We start from the raw sequence: 19,314 nt of genomic DNA, 5'->3' as shown, positions 1-19,314 counted from the left end.
CTTATCAGGCCTGGGAGAATGTGAAAAATACCGGCGTGATGCCGGTATTTTTATACTGAAATGAGGTATCAGGTGCGTATATTCGCGGTGAGCATAATGGTGATTGCGCTGAGCGGCTGCGGCAGCATTATCAGCAGAACGATCCCCGGACAGGGACACGGCAACCAGTATTATCCAGGCGTGCAGTGGGATATGCGTGATTCCGCATGGCGCTATATCACTATCGTCGATCTGCCTTTTTCACTGATCTTCGATACACTGCTACTGCCGCTTGATATCCACCACGGGCCTTATGAGTAATTAACGCTCATCCCATTCGTCCGCCGCGGTATGGCCTTCCTCAGTATCAAGCGGGGGTTCAAGCTGAAATTCCCCTTCATCCCATTCATGCAATGTATTCTCTTCCTGCCATTCCTGACGGATTTCTATCTCATCATAATCACCGTCAAACACGCTTTGCGCGGCTTCACCACTCAGCATAGGCAGACATTCTCCATCTTCACCTTCATCGGCGAAAAATTCGACCTGCCACATGATGTCCCCATCCTGCAGTACATATTTCTGAACGTTGAACTGCTGCACATTCGCTTCATCTTGTTCGAGGCCTGGATGGTCAGCCAGAAATTCTTCCCGGGCTGCATCGATAGCTTCTTCCAGCGTGGCATACATGGTCATCAGTATCTCCCTTTGATTTGATGAGGTATTTAGGGAAAGAATAGCTGATTCTGCGATATTGCAAGTATGAAAGCGCAAAAATCATTCTGTTGCCAGTCTGCGCCGTTGTAAGCTATTCCATGAATAGATAGCATTGAACAACACGACGCCTGCCGTGACGCAGAATACGGCGCGGAAGCCATAGCTCGCGGAAATTGCGGCGCCCATTAAAGGGCCGGTGACGTTGCCGATATCGCGGAAAGATTGGTTGTAACTGAATATGCGCCCGGCTATTTGGTTGGTAGAGTTGTAAACCAGCAGGGTTTGTACGGCTGGCAGTAACGCGCCATCTGCCGCGCCAAGCAGAAACCGCAATAGCGCGAGCTGCCACGGCGTTTGCACAAAAGACATTGGAATCAGCAGCAGTACGGAAATAATCAGTGCGACGATAAGGATTTTTTCCGGGCCAATTCTGTCGCCGAGCTTACCGAGGCGAGGAGCGCTAAGTAGTGCCGCTACGCCGGGAACGGAAGCTATCATCCCGCTAATGAACGCAATATTACTGACATTTCCCGCGAGTTCACGCACATAGAGCGTCAGGATGGGCGCTATAGAGCCGGTCGCCACCTGAATAATCAACGTGGTAACAAACAGGCTTAACACCAGGCGGGGATTTTTTAGCGAGGCGACCACTTCCCGAACGTGAAGCATCTCTTTTTTGCTCACCGGCTGGAAATTCTCGCGAATAAAAAAGAAGGTGAGCAGAAAACAGATAAACAAAACGCTGGCGGTAATAAAAAAGACCGGGCGAAGGCCGTAATGGTCGGCGAGCAGACCACCCGCAAGTGGGCCAAGCAGAGCGCCGCTGACGCCGCCAGTAGAGAGCGTCCCTAACGCCCAGCCGCTTTTGTGGCGCGGCACTTGAGTGGCGATCAGCGCATTGGCGTTGGGAATAAATCCGCCCAGCAGGCCTAATAACGCGCGGAGGATCAGAAACTGCCAGATATTTTGCGCCATGCCCATTAACAGCATCACAATGGCCATGCCGAGAGCGGAACGCAACAGCATGATCTTACGCCCTTTACGATCCGCCAGACCGCCCCAAAAAGGGGACGCGATAGCTGAAAAGAGGAACGTAATACTAAAGACCAGCCCGGACCACATGTTCAGCGCGCTATGGCCTGTTACGCCGAGTTGCTCAACGTAGAGAGGAAGAAAAGGCATGACCAGACTGAATGCCGCGCCGGTTAAAAAACAGCCCAGCCAGGTAACGGTTAGATTGCGTTTCCAGTTTATGGGGACATCAGAGGGTGACATAGCGTTCCACAGTATGATGCGCGGTTTGCGCTATCATCAATTTAATTATGAGCGTACTAATTATGCGCCGACCTTACCAGCCTCGCAATGTGGGGAGCTTTTAAAGCTAAAAGAGGGGAAAGATTGCAGCCTGACGGCTGCAATCCTGTCAATAGCGTGACGGTACGCCTTCAGGGCGGGTTTTAAAGCGGCGATGCAGCCACATATACTGCTCTGGCGCCATCATAATGCACTGCTCAACAATCTTATTCATCCACGCGGCAGTTGCTTCTGCGCTTTCCAGCGGAGGCGAATATTCCACAGGAAGAATGATCAGTTCGTAGCCTTTCCCATCAGGTTTACGGCGAGGCACGAAGGGGATAATACAGGCTTTAGACATGCGCGCGAGCATCCAGGTACCGGAGGTCGTGGCGGCCTGATCGACGGCGAATAACGGCACAAATACGCTGGCGCGTGGGCCATAATCGTGATCCGGTGCATACCAGATTAATTCACCGCTTTTCAATGCCTTAACCATGCCTTTCAGATCTTTGCGATCCAACATCGATTTATTGGAGCGTAAGCGCCCCCAGGTCTGCAACCAGTCGAGCAACGGATTATCATTTGGCCGATAAACCCCGATACCCGGATTATGCATACCAAACATGCGGGCGCCAAACTCAAGGGTAAGGAAATGTATTCCTACCAGAATGAACCCGAGCCCCTGCGCCTTAACTTCACGGATATACTCCAGACCACTCGCTTCCATCCAGCGGGTCACTCGCCGATCGGGCCAGAACCAGGCCATGCCGGTTTCCATCACGCCCATGCCGACGGATTCAAAGTTTTTGACCACCATGGTGTGGCGTTCCTGCGCGCTCATTTCCGGAAAGCATAATTCAAGGTTGCGATAGGCGATTTTCGCGCGGCGCTTCATTACGCGTCGAGCCAGGTGACCCAATGTGCAACCCAATTTATAGATGACCGGGTAGGGGAGTTGCACGACCAACCAAAGCGCGCCTATACCCAACCAGGTTAACCAATAACGTGGGTGCAGTAAAGCCACGGAGAACTTAGGCAACTTCGTCATTTCTATCCTGTCTTTCAACGAACAATTCCCCGTATTCTCGCATCTTTTTGCGTTGAGCAAAAATATGGAGCAGGAGAGTGGCGATTAAATCGACAATTGTTGTTAATTGTTTAGTGTGGAGCAAGAAATGTAGCGCAAAATGTGTGGATGTAAATTGGCGAGGCTTGCTTTATCATGCCTGCCCACTTTATTTTTTGCTGATTGCAGGATACGTACACCATGCCAGTGTTACACAACCGCATTTCTAATGACGAGCTGAAAGCCAAAATGCTGGCGGAAAGCGAGCCACGTACGACAATTTCTTTTTATAAATATTTTACTATCGCCTCACCGCAACAGACGCGGGACGCGTTGTATCAGGTGTTTACGGCGTTGGGCGTTTTTGGCCGTGTTTACCTGGCGCATGAAGGCATCAATGCGCAAATCAGCGTGCCGCAAAGTAAGGTAGAGACGTTTCGTCAACAGCTTTATGCGTTCGATCCCGCGCTGGACGGGCTGCGTTTAAATATCGCGCTGGAGGATGACGGAAAGTCATTTTGGGTGCTGCGTATGAAAGTCCGCGACCGTATCGTCGCTGACGGTATTGACGATCCGAGTTTTGACGCCAGTAATGTCGGCGATTATCTGAAGGCGGCAGATGTTAATGCGATGCTGGACGATCCTGACGCGGTCTTTATTGATATGCGCAACCACTATGAATATGAAGTCGGCCATTTCGAAAATGCTCTGGAAATCCCGGCGGATACGTTTCGCGAACAGTTGCCAAAAGCGGTTGAAATGCTGCGGGAACATGCTGATAAAAAGATAGTGATGTACTGTACCGGCGGTATTCGTTGTGAGAAAGCCAGCGCCTGGATGAAACACAACGGTTTTAATAAAGTCTGGCATATTGAGGGCGGCATCATTGAGTACGCCCGTCGCGCGCGCGAGCAGGGGCTTCCCGTTCGCTTTATCGGCAAAAACTTTGTGTTTGATGAGCGAATGGGCGAACGAATCTCGGATGAGGTTATCGCGCATTGCCATCAGTGCGGCGCGCCCTGCGATAGCCATACCAACTGCAAAAACGACGGTTGCCATCTGCTGTTTATCCAGTGTCCGCAGTGCGCCAGTAAATTTAACGGCTGCTGTAGCGAACAATGCTGTGAAGAGTTGGCCTTGCCGGAGGAGGAACAGCGCCGACGTCGCGCGGGTCGCGAGAACGGCAACAAAATTTTTAATAAATCGCGTGGTCGGCTTAATAGCAAACTGAGCATTCCCGATCCGGCAGAGTAATATTTTGCCGGATAGCGGCGTAAAGGCCGCAATCCGGCATTTCGCCAGGCGTTACTTCTGCTGAACGCCTTCTACTGAGATGATAAGCTCCACCTCTTGCGACGCCGGGCCGAGATCGGTAGTCATATTGAAATCCTTCAGCTTAATTTTTCCTTCGGCCTCAAAGCCCGCGCGCTTACCGCCCCACGGATCGTCGCCCTGGCCCATCAGTTTCGCTTCCAGCGTCACCGGTTTTGTCACGCCATTGAGCGTCAGATTGCCGGTAATATCCAGTTCATCCCCCTCTTTTTTCACACTGGTAGAGGTGAAGGTTGCCTGCGGGAATTTCGCAACATTAAGAAATTCCGCACTGCGCAGGTGTTTGTCTCGTTCGGCATGGTTAGTGTCGACGCTATTGGTGTTAATAGTCACGTTCACTTTGTCTGCCGACGGATTTTTTTCATCAAAAGTGAACGTGCCGTCGAAATCTTTAAAGGTGCCGTATAGCCAACTGTAGCCCAGATGCTGGATACGGAAATTTACGAACGCATGTTGGCCTTCTTTATCAATTTTATACTCCGCCGCCACGGCGGAACCGGTCGTGAATAACAAGGATGCGAGGGTGAATCCCAGCAGGTTTTTTTTCATTTTTGAGCTCCATAGTCAGATGACGACATTCCTGTCATACGTTTCAGAGTGTCGTCTTTATCGATGAAATGGTGTTTTAGCGCCATTACCCCATGCGAGAGCGAGATAATGACCAGCGACCACGCAAACCACAGATGCAGCGTTCCGGCGATGTCAGCCTGCGCTCCCGCGTCCGTAAGCGTTGCCGGAATCTCAAACCAGCCAAAGACGCTAATCGGTTTACCGTCGGCGGTGGAAATCAGGTAGCCGCTAATGACGATCGCAAAGAGCAGGAGATACAGGAGGAGATGACCAGCAGCGGCACCAGCGCGCGTTAAACGGGAATAGCTGGCCAACGCAACGGGCGGTGGAGAATAAAGCCGCCAGATAATACGCACGATCAGCGCCATCATCAGTAACATGCCAATACTTTTATGTAATTCCGGCGCCTGGTGATACCAGCCGTCGTAATAACTGAGCGTGACCATCCATAAACCTAACGCAAACATGCCATAGACCACCAGGGCGGTCAGCCAGTGGAGCGCGGCGGAAACCATGCCATAGCGCTGTGGAGTATTTTTAAATTGCATAAACACACCAATGAATATTTCACGAGAGAATGAAAATGGCGTGGAAAAGCGCTGAATGCAACTGATAAATAAGAATCTGAATGATATTTATTTTTATTTCAATAATTTTGATGTTGTTTGCGATTCAGCTTCAGAAGTTTCGAGATATTTCACCCCGATAACCGCACTACGGGAGGAACTGGCATCATTGTTGTGCTTCAACGTCATGAAATAAAAAGTGAGGAACTTTCATGAAATGTCAGTTAACGTCAATGATAAGAAATCAGAAGAAAAAGAGATAAACGATATCCATAACCGCCAGCAGCGACCAAAGAATAACGTAAAGCATGAAATGCTCGCGAATATTATTCATCAGAAAATGAAATAGACGACGCATAGCTTACCTTAATAAACGGCCCCTTTATGAGGCCGACAAATTATTGGCTAAAACGGGAAAGCCGGAACGGCGTCAGATCAAAGGAGGGCGTTTTTTCCAACGCAAAATCCGCGGCGATTTCTCCTAACACCGGGGCGAATTTAAAACCATGTCCGCTGAGTCCAGTGATGACAAGCGTATTCTCATGGCCAGGCAGAGTATCGATAATAAAATCCTCGTCCGGCGAATTATCATAGGTACATGCCGCCCCATATAAACAACCGCCGATCCCCGGCAGTACGTTACGCAGGAAAGGAAATGCTTCTGCGCCATCGCTGGCAACGGCGGCAAAGGGCTTGCGCTCTTCCTGAGTCTGTATTAGCTGTCCGCCATTGTGTTTGCCGATTTTTAACTCATCATTCTCCGCCGGGAAACCGTAATATTGATCGCCGTTGGGCATTTCGCCGGTAAAGGCCGGAAAGCAGTTTTTAGCACTGTAACGTCCATCGGCCTGAAACCAGGCAAAGACTTTGCGTACGGGCTGAACGGGCAGTTCCGGCACCAGCGCTTTTACCCAGGTGCCCGCGCTAATCAGCGCTTTACTGGCGTGGTAGCGGCCTTCACTCGTCTCTATCGTCACACCGTTATCATCATGGTGAATATGGCTTACCGGGCAGTTGAATAGCTGTGCACAGCCTGCCTCTCGGGCCAGACGAAGCCATGTGGTAATGGCTAATTCGCTGCGCAGGAAACCGGAGTCAGCTTCAAACAGCCCGATATAATTATCGGGTACGCGAATTTCCGGCCAGCGCGTCATTAGGGCCGTCGCGTCCAGGCGCTCGACGTTCAATTGCCACTGTTGCGCGCTTCGCGCGACGTTGGCTAAGAAAGCGGAATCGGCCGGGCCGAGGTTAACGACGCCGGAGCGGACGAAAACAGACTCTTCATTGTGCGCGGAGAGTTCATCCCAAAGCGCCTGGGCGCGAAGCACCAGTGGGACATATTTTTCGCCTTCACCATAAGCGTGGCGGATAAGACGGGTATCGCCGTGATGGCTGCCCTGTTGATGAGGCGGCATATGCGCATCGGTCATCAGGACCTTTAGCCCGGCGCGGGTGGCGTAATAACCAGCGGCGGCGCCAACCGAACCGCTGCCGATAATAATAAGGTCGTATTTCATCAGCTTCTCTCTGCTATCGCGATGATTTCAGGGTAAATAACTGCGCTGAGATATACAAGCCGGAAATAAGTGAGGCACCTTACGGTGCCTGAGAGAGGGGAGCGCGTCACGCTAATGGCGACGATACTCATTTTCCTGGTAATCGCCTGATTCTATTTTGGCGATGCCGGCTTCTAATATCGAAATAAATTGCCTGGCTACATCTGTCGTTAACCAGAGCGTTTGACCAACTTCAGTCCCTTCCGGTTCCGGACGATTTGGGGTCTGGTAGTGTAAACGCAGCATCAGCGCATCATAGCTATCGACGGTGCTGATATCCCATCCAACAAGCGGATGGGTCTGAATGACTTCATTATTCTTTTCCATCATGCCCCCCTGGTACGTGTTATAAGACAACGGTTCTCGAGGTTCAATGCGTGTTTTTCTTCTGAAGCAACTTCAGTATACCAATTAATAAGGCTATTCACTGTGTTTTTAAAGAGACGGGAGGATAAATTTCTCTTTTTAAGAATTATATGAACAATAAAGCGACAGTTTATTCATATTTTTTTAGGATGTTGTGCAATTATTTTGAGGGTCAGGCGAAATATTCATCAGTTGCGCAAATAAAAAAGCCGGGGCGACCCGGCAAAACTTACATCACTGCATATCATTTTTTATTCATTGATGAACCAGTCATCAGCGCTCTCCCAGGTCTCCTGGAGAATCTCGCTAATGCGTTCTTTATCCTCTTTTGATGCGCCAATAACGGACAGGTTGTTAGCGGTAGCGTAACGCACGGTGACGTTACCCAAATTTTCAGGAAAATGATGGCTAATACGGCGGGAGAGTTCGCCCGCCAGCGCATCAATCGCACCGGCAGGCAGAGGTGACGTTTTGGCTATAGTGACTTCAATACGCATAATGACCCCCTGTTGAATATACTGGATATATATACAGTTAAATGCAATATATAGCAACAGGTAAGCGCATTTTTTATTTTTTTACTGACCAGCGTACTGTTTCACCCGCCAGAAAAGGCACCAGCGTATCATCAGCCAGCGCGATATTTACCGGTATCTGTTGTTCATCGCGTACCAGTTCCACCCAGCCCTCATTCACCGGCAGACCATAGAATTGCGGGCCATTCAGTGAACAGAAGGCCTCAAAGTGCGCCAGCGCGTTCATTTCCTCAAACACGGCGGCATAACTGCCAAGGGCGGAGGGGGCGTTGAAACAACCGGCGCATCCGCAACTGGTCTCTTTACGATGACGCGAATGCGGTGCTGAATCCGTCCCCAGGAAGGCGCGCGTAAAACCACTGGCGACCAGTTCGCGTAACGCCTGCTGGTGAATATTGCGTTTCAGAATCGGTAGACAGTACAAGTGAGGACGAATGCCGCCGACCAGCATATGATTACGGTTAAACATTAAATGTTGGGGCGTAATGGTCGCCGCCAGGTAGTCGTTGCCGTCACGTACATACTGCGCGGCATCTTTGGTCGTGATATGTTCAAAGACCACTTTAAGCGCGGTCAGACGCTGGCGTAGCGGTTCCATTACGGTGTCGATAAAACGCGCTTCGCGATCGAAGATATCAACATCCGCATGGGTCACCTCACCGTGGACCAGCAATGGCATTCCAAGTTTTTCCATCCGCTCCAGTACCGGCATGATAGCGTCGATTGACGTTACGCCATGACTGGAGTTAGTGGTGGCATTGGCCGGGTAAAGCTTAGCCGCAGTAAACACGCCTTCATGGAAACCACGCTCCAGTTCATCGGCATCGAGCGAATCCGTTAAATAGCAGGTCATTAACGGCGTGAAATCATGCCCGGCGGGCACCGCATCGAGAATACGCTGGCGGTAGGCGATCGCCGCATCAACAGTCGTAACGGGGGACGCCAGGTTTGGCATCACGATAGCGCGGCCATAAATTTCGCTGGTATAGGGTACGACCGTTTTTAACATGTCGCCATCGCGAAGGTGAATGTGCCAGTCGTCCGGGCGGCGGATCTTTAAAACCTGGGATGGTGCAGTCATTAATAAGCTCCGGCTGAGGAATAGTCTTTTTGCCGGAAACAAAGGATAAGCGGAAACGTTTTCGTTTGCACGTAAAAAAAAGGACGCGAGCGCGCCCTCCGATATCAATTGGTGAAAGGAATAACGATTTCACCAGGTTTAACTTCAATACCTTTCGCGAATTTCTTCGCTAACGCTTCGCCTTTACTACTGTCCTCACGCAACACGTAAGCGGGCTGCTGGTTAAAGTAGTTACGTAAAGACTGATTTAAATAGGGCAGGAGCGTTTGTAGCACAGATTGCATCTTCTCCGGCGTCACGGTGGCGTCTACTACTTCCATCTCCTGAAGATAGATGGCGCCTTTTTCTTTATTAAAGACCGGCAGAGCTTTTAGCTTGAGCTTCATCGTCGCTTTTTGACTGCCGAAGAGGGAATTCATATCCAGCCTGGCATCGCCAGTGAGGGTGACTTTATTAGGCTCTTCCCGACCAATCTGGCTGGCAAGATTAGTCAGTACGATATGCGCGTCGGCAATGCCGGGCAGACCAATATCTTTTGAGAAATTATTCCGTTTTTCAAGCGCTTGATTAATTTCTTGTTCACTAATGGTGTATTGCGTAAGTTGATTACAACCCACTAACAGGCCGCTAACTACGAGCGCAGCGGCAAAAAAAAACTTTTTCATGGCGTTCCTCAACATGTTGCCTGTGCCCTAATCCTGACATAAAGCAGCATGTCGCGCCAGCGGACATGACGCCAGTAGAAAAAGCTGAAAAAGGCGGCAAGAGAGGGGTGCCGCCTGGCGGGCGTTAGATAGCCATTGAGGAGAGTAAATTAATTTGCGTCTGCTTCGCCATATTATCGCGATAGTCCGCGACTTTCGTCGGCCAGTGGATACCGGCGACCAGCGTCAGATTACGCAGAAGCGGAAACAGATGAATATCATCTTCTGATAATTCGCCGTTAACGGCGTTAGGCTGTACGATAAGTTTATCCAGCGAGCGTAAATCATCGCCGATCTTTTTAATCAGTCCGGCAGAGTGGGCTAGATGGTTGTCAAAACTGCCGGATGAGGCTTCTTTTTTGCGGATAAAATACTGGCGCGCCGCAGGGGTAGAAAATTCATCGAAAGCGGATTTTGCAAATCGCGGTAGCAGTAACTGATTAACGTAACCGTTAACTTTGCGCAACCACTCTTCAATGGCAGGATTGCGTTTCCCGGTCAACAGCGGTTTACCGTCGGAGTTGTCGATATAATGTACAATATCCATACTTTCAGGAAGATAGCGGCTATCATCTTTTTGCAGGATGGGCACCATCTTTTGACCAATCATCCGGGTGGGCGTCGCCTCGTCGTCATTTTGTAACACGTTGAGTTCAACGGGGATGTTCTTCAGGCCGAAAATCATGCGGGCTTTAGCGCAGAAAGGGCAATGATCGTAAATATAAAGCTTCACGTTTCTCCTCCATTTGACTGTCGGTTCCTGACCAGTATGGAGGAGATAACGGCAGGTATCAAATCAGGCGCCGGGTTCCAGCATACGGCGCGGCGTGCGCTTATGACTAAATTGCCAGCCTAAAGCTAAAAAGGTGATAAAGCCGATAATACCGAGCATCATCCACGGTAGTTCAGGCTGCGCAAGCGCTTTACCCACATCAAACAACCAGCCGCCGCCGATATAACCAATCGCGCCGCCAATGGCTAATCCCAGACGACTAAAGCCCATATAGCTTCCCCGCGCCCGTGCGTCTGCTAGCGACGCGCTGAGCGTTTCGCGCGCCGGTTCGGCGATAACCGAGCCGATGTAGAAAACGCAAATAAGCGTAAAAAGCTGCTGTAAATTGCCTACCATCCCGATGGGGATCATGCTCAGCGACATGACGAACAAACCGGCCATCAGCCGATGCTCCAGCCGAAAACGCTTTTCGCTCCAGCGAGCAATCGGGTAGAGCAACGTCAGCGAGAGACACGCCTCGATAGCGTACATCCATTTCACGGCAGCAGGCGAACCGGCGATATCGTTTACCATAATCGGCAGCATTAACATGACTTGTACCGCCAGCATGTAATAGCCCGCCAGCGTCAGCACGTAGGTGACAAACCGTTTATCGCTCATGACGCGGCGCATTCCTTCTCGCACCGGCGTCCTGACCGTCGATAGCTTCCAGGCCGGAAGCAACCATGCGTTGAAAATGGCGCATAATATGAACAAAATAGCGCCCGTCGCGCAGACCAGGCGAAAATCGTATTGTAGCAACCAGCTTCCCAGCAGCGCGCCAATCACCGCGCCCGCGCTGTCCTGCATCATCAACAGAGAGAAGAAGCGGCCCCGTTGCTCCGGGCGGATTAATTTGACCACCAACGCTGAGCGCGGCGGGTCGAAAAGCGTACCACCGAGACCGGAAAGAATGCAGGAAAACCATAAGAGCCAGGGCTCATGCGCGATGCCCATAGTGGCAAAGCCTGCGGCGCGCATCAGCATACCGGTGACAATCATCGGTTTCGCGCCAAAGCGATCGGCAATGGCGCCGCCAAAAATGCCCAGTCCTTGTTGAATAAACTGGCGCAGGCCGAGCGCGATCCCTACCATCACCGCAGCCCACCCCATTTGATCGACAAAGCGAATGGAGATGAGCGGGAAGACAACGAAAAAACCCAGCACTACTAACATGTTATCGATGAGAAGAAAATATTTACCCAGGTTCCTCGCCTGCGAGACGCGCGACATTTCCCCTCCCGGGAAACAAAAGATGAGCGTCTACTATTCTGCGGCTGCGTTTCGTTTTTTCCTACCGTTAGCGGGACAATATTTTTTTATCAAAAGTCCTTTTTAATCGAGAGTTTTCATCAAAATGTGGCAGCAATTCAAAAAATGACGATTTGCGCTTTTCACAGAGCCTGGTTGCGCAGGTATAGTAAGGTTACTGGCGTGCTGAAGACGTTACAGGAAGGAGTAGGTATAGAATGTTTGGCTATCGCAGTAACGTGCCAAAAGTGCGCTTAACCACCGACCGTCTGGTGGTGCGTTTAGTGCATGAGCGTGATGCCTGGCGTCTGGCCGATTATTACGCGGAAAATCGTCATTTTTTAAAACCGTGGGAGCCGGTCCGAGATGAAAGTCATTGTTATCCTTCAGGGTGGCAGGCGCGTCTGGGAATGATCGGTGAATTTCACAAACAGGGCTCCGCCTTCTATTTCGCGCTGCTTGATCCGGAAGAAAAAGAAATTATCGGCGTGGCGAATTTTTCCAATGTGGTGCGCGGTTCTTTTCATGCCTGCTATCTGGGCTATTCCATTGCGCAGAAGTGGCAGGGGCAGGGGCTGATGTTTGAAGCCTTAACCGCTGCGATTCGCTATATGCAGCGCACTCAGCATATCCACCGTATCATGGCGAACTATATGCCGCACAACAAACGTAGCGGCGCGCTGCTTGCGCGGCTTGGTTTTGAGAAAGAAGGTTATGCGAAAGATTACCTGTTGATTGATGGACAATGGCGCGATCATGTACTGACGGCATTAACGACGCCGGAATGGACGCCAGGACGTTGAGCGGCTTACCGGGCGAGTGAAAGCGAAAGGGAGAAAACGATGAAATATGAATTAACCGCCACTGAAGCGCGAGTGATTGGCTGTCTGCTGGAAAAGCAGGTAACAACGCCGGAACAGTATCCGCTCTCCGTTAACGGCGTGGTGACGGCCTGCAACCAGAAAACTAACCGTGAACCGGTGATGAACCTGACGGAACAGGCGGTACAGGAACAGCTCGATAACCTGGTAAAACGCCATTTCTTACGTACGGTCAGCGGGTTTGGCAATCGCGTCACAAAATATGAACAGCGTTTCTGTAATTCCGAGTTTGGCGACCTGAAACTTAGCGCGGCGGAAGTGGCGCTTGTCACCACGCTGCTGCTGCGCGGTGCGCAAACGCCCGGCGAGTTGCGCAGCCGGGCGTCGCGGATGCATGAATTCAGCGACATGGCGGAAGTTGAATCCACGCTGGAGCGGCTTGCCAGCCGTGAGGATGGCCCGTATGTCGTCCGTCTGGCGCGTGAACCGGGTAAGCGTGAAAGCCGCTATATGCACCTTTTTTGCGGCGACGTCGATGAACTGTCTCTCCAGACGCCTGCGCCGGAAAGCACGTCGGGCGATCTTCAGTCGCGCGTCGAAGCGCTGGAAAGCGAAGTGGCGGAGTTAAAGCAGCGGCTGGATTCTTTGTTAGCTCACCTGGGAGAGTAATGTGAGAACATTACGGATTGGCATTGTCGGATTAGGCGGTATTGCGCAGAAGGCCTGGCTGCCGGTACTAACCCACACCGCCGGATGGACGTTACAGGGCGCCTGGTCTCCCTCGCGGGATAAAGCCTTACGTATCTGCGAAAGCTGGCGCATACCGTATGTGGATTCGCTGGCGAATTTAGCGTCCGGCTGCGATGCGGTCTTCGTCCACTCCAGTACCGCAAGCCACTATGCTGTGGTCAGCGAACTTCTCAACGCCGGCGTCCATGTTTGCGTGGATAAACCGCTGGCGGAAAATCTACGTGATGCCGAGCGGCTGGTGGCGCTGGCGGCGCAAAAAAAATTGACGCTGATGGTTGGCTTTAATCGCCGTTTCGCGCCGCTGTATCGCGAACTGAAAACGCGCCTCGGCACTGCGGCGTCACTGCGTATGGATAAACATCGTACCGATAGCGTCGGGCCGCACGACTTACGTTTTACTTTGCTCGATGACTATTTGCACGTCGTGGATACCGCGCTGTGGCTGGCAGGCGGCGAGGCGCGCCTGGCCAGCGGCACGTTGCTCACCAGCGAGTCCGGCGAAATGCGCTATGCGGAACATCATTTTTCCGCCGACAAACTACAAATTACCACCAGTATGCACCGGCGCGCCGGAAGTCAGCGTGAATCGGTCCTGGCCGTCACCGACGGCGGGCTGTATGACGTGACGGATATGCGTGAATGGCGCGAAGAGCGCGGGCAAGGTATTCTCATCAAACCCATTCCGGGCTGGCAAACGACGCTTGAACAGCGTGGTTTTGTCGGATGCGCACGGCATTTCATTGATTGCGTGCAAAATCAGACGGTTCCGGAAACGGCTGGGGATCAGGCGATTCTGGCCCAGCGCGTCGTGGAGGCGCTGTGGCGGGACGCCATCAGCGAATAATCCTCTGTAACATCTGGCGGTAGTAATTCATCGTAATCCAGGTACTATACCCTAAATAATTCGAGTTGCAGGAAAGCCAACGCACATGCACCTCGAAGTATGACGGGTATATATGCCCACTCTACATAATACCTCTTTTCACAGTGAATAATGGCAAACCGTGGGGAGTCTGTAGGCCTGATAAGACATTTTAACGTCGCCGTCAGGCGCGGTGATACAGCCGGATACGGCAGAAATGCGTTATCCGGTCGATGGATCAGCCATACAGGAGTTTTACGCCAGGGTCTGGAATACAAAAGAAATGAATTTATTGAAATCGCTGGCTGCCGTCAGCTCGATGACTATGTTTTCACGCGTTTTGGGTTTTGCCCGTGATGCGATTGTCGCCAGAATTTTTGGCGCAGGAATGGCGACCGACGCCTTTTTTGTGGCGTTTAAACTTCCCAATCTACTACGCCGAATCTTTGCCGAAGGCGCTTTTTCTCAGGCTTTTGTGCCGATCCTGGCGGAATATAAGAGCAAGCAGGGTGAAGAGGCGACGCGGATCTTTGTCGCTTACGTTTCCGGCCTGTTGACGCTGGCGTTAGCCGTCGTGACGGTGGCCGGTATGCTGGCCGCCCCGTGGGTCATTATGGTAACCGCGCCGGGTTTTGCCGATACTGCTGATAAATTCGCGCTGACGACGCAACTGCTGCGGATTACGTTTCCCTATATTCTGCTGATCTCGCTGGCTTCGCTGGTTGGCGCCATTCTCAACACCTGGAATCGCTTCTCTATTCCCGCTTTTGCGCCGACATTTCTTAATATCAGCATGATCGGTTTTGCGTTATTCGCCGCGCCATACTTTAATCCGCCGGTGCTGGCGTTAGCCTGGGCAGTCACCGTCGGCGGCGTGCTGCAACTGGTGTATCAACTTCCGTATTTGAGAAAGATCGGTATGCTGGTGTTGCCGCGCATTAACTTTCGCGATACCGGGGCGATGCGGGTGGTCAAACAGATGGGACCAGCGATCTTGGGCGTTTCTGTCAGTCAGATCTCCCTTATCATCAATACGATTTTCGCCTCGTTTCTGGCCTCCGGCTCGGTCTCATGGATGTACTACGCCGATCGGTTGATGGAGTTCCCGTCCGGCGTGTTGGGCGTGGCGTTGGGGACCATCCTGTTGCCGTCATTGTCGAAAAGCTTTGCCAGCGGCAATCATGATGAGTACTGTCGCCTGATGGACTGGGGGCTGCGTCTGTGTTTTTTACTGGCGTTGCCGAGCGCGGTAGCGTTAGGCATTCTGGCGAAGCCGCTGACGGTCTCGCTATTTCAGTACGGTAAATTCACCGCCTTTGATGCGGCGATGACGCAGCGGGCGTTAATCGCCTATTCGGTGGGACTGATTGGCTTGATCGTCGTAAAAGTGCTGGCTCCGGGCTTCTATTCTCGCCAGGATATTAAAACGCCGGTGAAAATCGCCATAGTGACGTTAATTATGACCCAGTTAATGAACCTGGCGTTTATTGGACCGCTGAAACACGCCGGGCTATCGCTCTCTATTGGGCTGGCGGCATGTCTCAATGCGTCTCTGTTATATTGGCAACTGCGCAAACAGAATATCTTTACGCCACAACCGGGTTGGATGTGGTTTCTGACGCGTCTGATCATTTCCGTACTGGTGATGGCCGCCGTGCTGTTCGGCGTGTTGCATATTATGCCGGAGTGGTCGCAAGGGTCTATGTTATGGCGTTTGCTGCGTTTGATGGCGGTAGTGATCGCGGGTATTGCGGCCTATTTCGCTGCGCTTGCCGTGCTGGGCTTTAAAGTGAAAGAGTTTGTACGCCGGACAGCGTAAATTCAGTGCCTGATAGCGCTGCGCTAATCAGGCCTACAAAGCATTCAGGCCGGAAAGGCGCAACGTCGCCATCCGGCAATGATTAGATAGAAATTTTTTTACCGCCGCGGTGAGAGACGGAAGTCTGGCCGTTAGCCCCGTATAGGGTAGGCTCCTGGTGCGGTTTCAGTACCTCCAGCGCCTGTTGATTACGCTCTATTTGCCCTTCCAGCAGCCAGCCGTTGTGCTGGTTGAGGTCGCGCAGATGCTGCGTTTTTTCGGTAATCGCCTGCCAGCGCTCCGCAATGTCATCGTTTGCGCTACGCTGCGCATTCTGCTCCAGACGGCGCTGTTGTTCCAGATAATCCAGCGTCGCCAGCAACGAGCTTTTTTCTTCTGTAATACGCTGTAGCTGGCTGCCGTTAATCTGGCCTACGGAAAGCTGTTGTTGTTCTGCATCCATCACCGTCTTCAGGTCATTCAGGACGGCGGTCATCTGGTCAAGTATTTCTGACAAACGAGTCATACGCTTATTTACTCTGTAAGTAGCTCTGTGCCTCGCGAATGAGCGAGTCTGCTATTTTTCCCGTATCCATTTTTAACTCGCCGTTACGGATAGCCGTTTTTAATGCTTCGACGCGTTCCATATTAATATCGCTGGTGCCTGGCTGCATGAGCTTCGCTTGCGCGTCGCTTAACTTTACGCTGGCGCTCGTCGCGGTAGACGTTTTTTCCTGACGCGTTTTTTGTACCGGCGTGTCGCTGGTATCTCGCGTCTGGACAGTGCTAACGGGTTTCAAAGGTGAGGTACGGTCAATGCTCATTTATTTATCCTCATCGAGGGTTACGTTGTAGCGGCCAGCTACCATCATGGTTGAATATCTCATCGGCAGCCGCGACAAAATCTTTATACAATTATAGGTTAATAAGAATATTCCCATCAGAATCGACGGTTCCACTCACGATTTGACCCGATGTCATGCGCACGCGCGCATTCTGCGCGACGGCGGCATTATTCATTGCCTGACCTTCCGCATTGACGCTAAAACCCTCGCCATTGGCGATGACCTGTACTCGTTGACCCGCTTTGACGCGCCAGGCCTGACGTATCATCGTAAGCTGCACTGGCTGCCCGGGAGCGAGATCACGCAAACTGACGGCATCCTGAATCTGATGGATATCCAGTACCGTCCGCGGCGGTAACTGATCCAGCCTGCCACGTTTTAACGTGACGTTGGTCGACGTCAATTTTCCGCCGCGCGCGACGGGCGCGGCAACGGCGACATAATTGCCGGTCGCCTGCACACTCACCTGCAAATAACGTTTTTCATTGGCGCAGCGCGCCACCACGTTGACGTTACCCCATAGCTTCGCGTTGCCTGTCATGCTGAAGGTTGGCTGTTCACAGCTCGGCGGCAGAGTAGGCGGTGAACGGAGCGTTACAACGACCTCATCGCTGAAGCCAGCCAGACGCTGGGAAAACCACGTTGTCAACTGGGCGTTGATGTCCTGCGCCATTGCCAGGGGGCTGAATAGCAAAGCCGCCACGGCGAATCCTCGTTTTACCGTTTGCATAGTTACTTCCCCCTGGTTGATGTAATGACAGGATTCTACCCGTGTGAAGCAAGCATCAACGCAATAAATAGCGACGCATTTTGCGTTTATTCCGGCGATAACGCGCGCGTGAAGAGATTTAAGCTGTCGGCTGAATTATGTCATTTGCGGAGGAGATATGCTCGACAGGCTCGATGCCGCCTTACGATTTCAGCAGGAAGCGCTAAATCTGCGCGCGCAACGTCAGGAAATATTAGCGGCGAATATCGCCAATGCCGATACGCCGGGGTACCAGGCGCGCGATATTGATTTTGCCAGTGAGTTAAAAAAAGTGATGGTGCGCGGACGGGAAGAAACCGGCGGCGTCTCGTTGACGTTGACTTCCTCTCACCATATTCCCGCCCAGGCGGTCTCTTCTCCCGCAGTGGATCTGCTTTACCGCGTCCCCGATCAACCTTCTCTGGATGGCAACACCGTGGATATGGACAGGGAACGTACGCAGTTTGCGGATAACAGTCTCAAATATCAGATGGGGCTTACCGTTCTGGGTAGCCAACTCAAAGGCATGATGAATGTGCTACAGGGAGGAAACTAATTCGTGGCGCTGTTAAACATTTTTGATATCGCCGGATCGGCGCTTACCGCACAGTCCAAGCGGTTGAACGTTGCGGCCAGTAACCTGGCGAATGCGGATAGCGTCACCGGACCAGACGGTCAGCCTTATCGCGCCAAACAGGTGGTTTTTCAGGTGGACGCCTCGCCGGGTCAGGCCACTGGCGGGGTAAAGGTCGCCAGCGTGATTGAAAGCCAGGCACCGGAAAAGCTGGTCTATGAGCCAGGCAACCCGCTGGCGGACGCTAACGGTTACGTCAAAATGCCCAACGTCGATGTGGTCGGCGAAATGGTCAATACGATGTCAGCCTCGCGCAGCTATCAGGCAAACGTCGAAGTCCTGAATACCGTAAAAAGCATGATGCTTAAAACGCTGACATTAGGCCAGTAAAGGAGGCGCGTATGTCTATTGCCGTAAATATGAATGATCCGACCAACACGGGCGTCAAAACGACGACCGGCAGCGGTTCGATGACTGGAAGCAATGCTGCCGATCTGCAAAGCAGTTTCTTGACCTTGCTGGTCGCGCAATTGAAGAATCAGGACCCGACTAACCCCTTACAAAATAATGAGTTAACTACACAGTTGGCGCAAATCAGTACCGTGAGCGGCATTGAAAAACTGAATACGACGCTGGGGGCTATTTCCGGGCAAATCGACAATAGTCAGTCGCTACAGGCGACCACGCTGATTGGACATGGCGTTATGGTGCCTGGCACCACAATTCTGGCGGGTAAAGGCGCGGAAGAAGGGGCCGTTACGTCCACAACGCCGTTTGGCGTGGAATTGCAACAACCCGCGGACAAAGTGACGGCAACCATTACCGATAAAGATGGTCGGGTGGTACGTACGCTGGAGATCGGCGAGCTGAAAGCCGGGGTACATACCTTTACCTGGGATGGTAAGCAAACGGACGGAACAGCGGTACCGAATGGTTCTTACAACATTGCGATTACCGCCAGTAATGGCGGGACACAACTGGTAGCGCAACCGCTGCAATTCGCTCTGGTGCAGGGCGTGACGAAGGGCAGCAACGGCAACCTGTTGGATCTCGGTACCTACGGCACCACCACACTCGACGAAGTTCGGCAAATAATCTAAGCCCTTACACTTATCAGGAGTCAG

General features: G+C 51.9%; 25 protein-coding genes. 9 read left to right on the top strand and 16 right to left on the bottom strand.

All coding sequences use genetic code 11. From position 1 onward, the window contains the following. Positions 1-72: 72 nt before the first annotated feature. On the top strand, positions 73-300 hold the full coding sequence (locus AC3G3F_RS19565; protein ID WP_023246044.1) for a YceK/YidQ family lipoprotein: 228 nt from the start codon (positions 73-75) through the stop codon (positions 298-300). Here AC3G3F_RS19565 and AC3G3F_RS19560 read toward each other — a convergent pair whose 3' ends face one another. From AC3G3F_RS19560 to AC3G3F_RS19550, 3 genes are all read right to left on the bottom strand, one after another. Next, positions 301-675: a MysB family protein gene (locus tag AC3G3F_RS19560; protein ID WP_023246045.1), complete on the bottom strand. Its 375-nt coding sequence runs from the start codon at positions 673-675 to the stop codon at positions 301-303. It abuts the gene before it with no gap. Positions 676-756: 81 nt separating this feature from the next. Continuing rightward, positions 757-1,971, bottom strand: a complete 1,215-nt coding sequence (mdtG, locus tag AC3G3F_RS19555) for a multidrug efflux MFS transporter MdtG (RefSeq protein WP_053529980.1) — start codon at positions 1,969-1,971, stop codon at positions 757-759. 148 nt (positions 1,972-2,119) lie between these two features. After that, on the bottom strand, positions 2,120-3,040 hold the full coding sequence (locus AC3G3F_RS19550; RefSeq protein WP_023246047.1) for a Kdo(2)-lipid IV(A) acyltransferase: 921 nt from the start codon (positions 3,038-3,040) through the stop codon (positions 2,120-2,122). Positions 3,041-3,259: 219 nt separating this feature from the next. Here AC3G3F_RS19550 and trhO point away from each other — a divergent pair, with 219 nt between their 5' ends. Then, entirely contained in the window at positions 3,260-4,312 is a 1,053-nt protein-coding gene (gene trhO, locus AC3G3F_RS19545) for an oxygen-dependent tRNA uridine(34) hydroxylase TrhO (RefSeq protein WP_088734007.1), read from the top strand. Between the two features lie 51 nt (positions 4,313-4,363). Here the strand turns inward: trhO and AC3G3F_RS19540 are convergent, their stop codons facing one another. From AC3G3F_RS19540 to mdtH, 10 genes are all read right to left on the bottom strand, one after another. Next, a complete protein-coding gene (locus tag AC3G3F_RS19540; protein ID WP_000739887.1) occupies positions 4,364-4,939 on the bottom strand; it encodes a YceI family protein in 576 nt (191 codons plus the stop codon). Further along, positions 4,936-5,508: a cytochrome b gene (locus AC3G3F_RS19535; protein ID WP_023246049.1), complete on the bottom strand. Its 573-nt coding sequence runs from the start codon at positions 5,506-5,508 to the stop codon at positions 4,936-4,938. The genes AC3G3F_RS19540 and AC3G3F_RS19535 overlap by 4 nt, the downstream gene beginning before the upstream one ends. A gap of 262 nt (positions 5,509-5,770) precedes the next feature. Continuing rightward, positions 5,771-5,884, bottom strand: a complete 114-nt coding sequence (locus AC3G3F_RS19530) for a YceO family protein (protein WP_001253281.1) — start codon at positions 5,882-5,884, stop codon at positions 5,771-5,773. 40 nt (positions 5,885-5,924) lie between these two features. Then, complete coding sequence (gene solA / locus AC3G3F_RS19525) at positions 5,925-7,043, bottom strand: N-methyl-L-tryptophan oxidase (protein WP_070802677.1); 1,119 nt, start codon at positions 7,041-7,043, stop codon at positions 5,925-5,927. A gap of 111 nt (positions 7,044-7,154) precedes the next feature. Beyond that, positions 7,155-7,409, bottom strand: coding sequence for a biofilm formation regulator BssS (gene bssS, locus AC3G3F_RS19520; RefSeq protein WP_000414441.1), 255 nt, complete (start codon positions 7,407-7,409; stop codon positions 7,155-7,157). 290 nt (positions 7,410-7,699) lie between these two features. Further along, positions 7,700-7,945: a DNA damage-inducible protein I gene (gene dinI, locus AC3G3F_RS19515; RefSeq protein WP_001217763.1), complete on the bottom strand. Its 246-nt coding sequence runs from the start codon at positions 7,943-7,945 to the stop codon at positions 7,700-7,702. 73 nt (positions 7,946-8,018) lie between these two features. After that, complete coding sequence (gene pyrC, locus AC3G3F_RS19510; protein ID WP_053529977.1) at positions 8,019-9,065, bottom strand: dihydroorotase; 1,047 nt, start codon at positions 9,063-9,065, stop codon at positions 8,019-8,021. A 104-nt stretch (positions 9,066-9,169) separates the two neighbouring features. Further along, a complete protein-coding gene (locus AC3G3F_RS19505; RefSeq protein ID WP_000713055.1) occupies positions 9,170-9,730 on the bottom strand; it encodes a lipoprotein in 561 nt (186 codons plus the stop codon). Positions 9,731-9,854: 124 nt separating this feature from the next. Then, positions 9,855-10,502, bottom strand: a complete 648-nt coding sequence (gene grxB / locus AC3G3F_RS19500; RefSeq protein WP_023248212.1) for a glutaredoxin 2 — start codon at positions 10,500-10,502, stop codon at positions 9,855-9,857. Positions 10,503-10,565: 63 nt separating this feature from the next. Continuing rightward, positions 10,566-11,774, bottom strand: a complete 1,209-nt coding sequence (mdtH, locus tag AC3G3F_RS19495) for a multidrug efflux MFS transporter MdtH (RefSeq protein ID WP_023248213.1) — start codon at positions 11,772-11,774, stop codon at positions 10,566-10,568. Positions 11,775-12,010: 236 nt separating this feature from the next. On the opposite strand from mdtH, the gene rimJ reads away from it, so the two are divergent. The 4 genes from rimJ (at position 12,011) to murJ (ending at position 16,044) form a co-directional block, all read left to right on the top strand. Continuing rightward, positions 12,011-12,595 carry a ribosomal protein S5-alanine N-acetyltransferase gene (gene rimJ / locus AC3G3F_RS19490; protein ID WP_000468203.1) on the top strand — a complete coding sequence of 195 codons (585 nt, stop codon included), beginning with the start codon at positions 12,011-12,013 and terminating at the stop codon, positions 12,593-12,595. A gap of 39 nt (positions 12,596-12,634) precedes the next feature. Then, on the top strand, positions 12,635-13,282 hold the full coding sequence (locus AC3G3F_RS19485) for a YceH family protein (RefSeq protein ID WP_063390350.1): 648 nt from the start codon (positions 12,635-12,637) through the stop codon (positions 13,280-13,282). Position 13,283: 1 nt separating this feature from the next. After that, the gene (locus AC3G3F_RS19480) at positions 13,284-14,207 is read left to right on the top strand and encodes a Gfo/Idh/MocA family protein (protein WP_088759978.1); all 924 of its coding nucleotides are present in this window, start codon (positions 13,284-13,286) and stop codon (positions 14,205-14,207) included. Between the two features lie 301 nt (positions 14,208-14,508). Next, a complete protein-coding gene (murJ, locus tag AC3G3F_RS19475; RefSeq protein WP_023248216.1) occupies positions 14,509-16,044 on the top strand; it encodes a murein biosynthesis integral membrane protein MurJ in 1,536 nt (511 codons plus the stop codon). 82 nt (positions 16,045-16,126) lie between these two features. Here the strand turns inward: murJ and flgN are convergent, their stop codons facing one another. From flgN to flgA, 3 genes are all read right to left on the bottom strand, one after another. Next, on the bottom strand, positions 16,127-16,549 hold the full coding sequence (flgN, locus tag AC3G3F_RS19470; RefSeq protein WP_000197544.1) for a flagella biosynthesis chaperone FlgN: 423 nt from the start codon (positions 16,547-16,549) through the stop codon (positions 16,127-16,129). Between the two features lie 4 nt (positions 16,550-16,553). After that, positions 16,554-16,847 carry a flagellar biosynthesis anti-sigma factor FlgM gene (flgM, locus tag AC3G3F_RS19465; RefSeq protein WP_023248217.1) on the bottom strand — a complete coding sequence of 98 codons (294 nt, stop codon included), beginning with the start codon at positions 16,845-16,847 and terminating at the stop codon, positions 16,554-16,556. Between the two features lie 91 nt (positions 16,848-16,938). Beyond that, positions 16,939-17,598, bottom strand: a complete 660-nt coding sequence (flgA, locus tag AC3G3F_RS19460; RefSeq protein WP_023248218.1) for a flagellar basal body P-ring formation chaperone FlgA — start codon at positions 17,596-17,598, stop codon at positions 16,939-16,941. A 157-nt stretch (positions 17,599-17,755) separates the two neighbouring features. Here flgA and flgB point away from each other — a divergent pair, with 157 nt between their 5' ends. The 3 genes from flgB to flgD are packed head-to-tail and all read left to right on the top strand — an operon-like array spanning position 17,756 to position 19,290. Then, positions 17,756-18,172: a flagellar basal body rod protein FlgB gene (gene flgB, locus AC3G3F_RS19455; RefSeq protein ID WP_023184862.1), complete on the top strand. Its 417-nt coding sequence runs from the start codon at positions 17,756-17,758 to the stop codon at positions 18,170-18,172. A 3-nt stretch (positions 18,173-18,175) separates the two neighbouring features. Beyond that, on the top strand, positions 18,176-18,580 hold the full coding sequence (gene flgC, locus AC3G3F_RS19450; protein ID WP_023248219.1) for a flagellar basal body rod protein FlgC: 405 nt from the start codon (positions 18,176-18,178) through the stop codon (positions 18,578-18,580). A gap of 11 nt (positions 18,581-18,591) precedes the next feature. Beyond that, positions 18,592-19,290, top strand: a complete 699-nt coding sequence (gene flgD, locus AC3G3F_RS19445) for a flagellar hook assembly protein FlgD (RefSeq protein WP_023248220.1) — start codon at positions 18,592-18,594, stop codon at positions 19,288-19,290. Positions 19,291-19,314 lie beyond the last annotated feature (24 nt).

It is taken from the genome of Salmonella sp. FC25216, assembly GCF_057751355.1.
The sequence above is the reverse complement of the archived record's forward strand: the minus strand, read 5'-3'. Positions and strand labels throughout refer to the sequence as shown.

Coding starts and splice junctions, on each gene's coding strand:
- AC3G3F_RS19560 (WP_023246045.1), bottom strand. CDS start 675: ATGACCATGTATGCCACGCTGGAAGAAGCTATCGATGCAGCCCGGGAA.
- mdtG (WP_053529980.1), bottom strand. CDS start 1,971: ATGTCACCCTCTGATGTCCCCATAAACTGGAAACGCAATCTAACCGTT.
- AC3G3F_RS19550 (WP_023246047.1), bottom strand. CDS start 3,040: ATGACGAAGTTGCCTAAGTTCTCCGTGGCTTTACTGCACCCACGTTAT.
- trhO (WP_088734007.1), top strand. CDS start 3,260: ATGCCAGTGTTACACAACCGCATTTCTAATGACGAGCTGAAAGCCAAA.
- AC3G3F_RS19540 (WP_000739887.1), bottom strand. CDS start 4,939: ATGAAAAAAAACCTGCTGGGATTCACCCTCGCATCCTTGTTATTCACG.
- AC3G3F_RS19535 (WP_023246049.1), bottom strand. CDS start 5,508: ATGCAATTTAAAAATACTCCACAGCGCTATGGCATGGTTTCCGCCGCG.
- AC3G3F_RS19530 (WP_001253281.1), bottom strand. CDS start 5,884: ATGCGTCGTCTATTTCATTTTCTGATGAATAATATTCGCGAGCATTTC.
- solA (WP_070802677.1), bottom strand. CDS start 7,043: ATGAAATACGACCTTATTATTATCGGCAGCGGTTCGGTTGGCGCCGCC.
- bssS (WP_000414441.1), bottom strand. CDS start 7,409: ATGGAAAAGAATAATGAAGTCATTCAGACCCATCCGCTTGTTGGATGG.
- dinI (WP_001217763.1), bottom strand. CDS start 7,945: ATGCGTATTGAAGTCACTATAGCCAAAACGTCACCTCTGCCTGCCGGT.
- pyrC (WP_053529977.1), bottom strand. CDS start 9,065: ATGACTGCACCATCCCAGGTTTTAAAGATCCGCCGCCCGGACGACTGG.
- AC3G3F_RS19505 (WP_000713055.1), bottom strand. CDS start 9,730: ATGAAAAAGTTTTTTTTTGCCGCTGCGCTCGTAGTTAGCGGCCTGTTA.
- mdtH (WP_023248213.1), bottom strand. CDS start 11,774: ATGTCGCGCGTCTCGCAGGCGAGGAACCTGGGTAAATATTTTCTTCTC.
- rimJ (WP_000468203.1), top strand. CDS start 12,011: ATGTTTGGCTATCGCAGTAACGTGCCAAAAGTGCGCTTAACCACCGAC.
- AC3G3F_RS19485 (WP_063390350.1), top strand. CDS start 12,635: ATGAAATATGAATTAACCGCCACTGAAGCGCGAGTGATTGGCTGTCTG.
- murJ (WP_023248216.1), top strand. CDS start 14,509: ATGAATTTATTGAAATCGCTGGCTGCCGTCAGCTCGATGACTATGTTT.
- flgN (WP_000197544.1), bottom strand. CDS start 16,549: ATGACTCGTTTGTCAGAAATACTTGACCAGATGACCGCCGTCCTGAAT.
- flgM (WP_023248217.1), bottom strand. CDS start 16,847: ATGAGCATTGACCGTACCTCACCTTTGAAACCCGTTAGCACTGTCCAG.
- flgA (WP_023248218.1), bottom strand. CDS start 17,598: ATGCAAACGGTAAAACGAGGATTCGCCGTGGCGGCTTTGCTATTCAGC.
- flgB (WP_023184862.1), top strand. CDS start 17,756: ATGCTCGACAGGCTCGATGCCGCCTTACGATTTCAGCAGGAAGCGCTA.
- flgD (WP_023248220.1), top strand. CDS start 18,592: ATGTCTATTGCCGTAAATATGAATGATCCGACCAACACGGGCGTCAAA.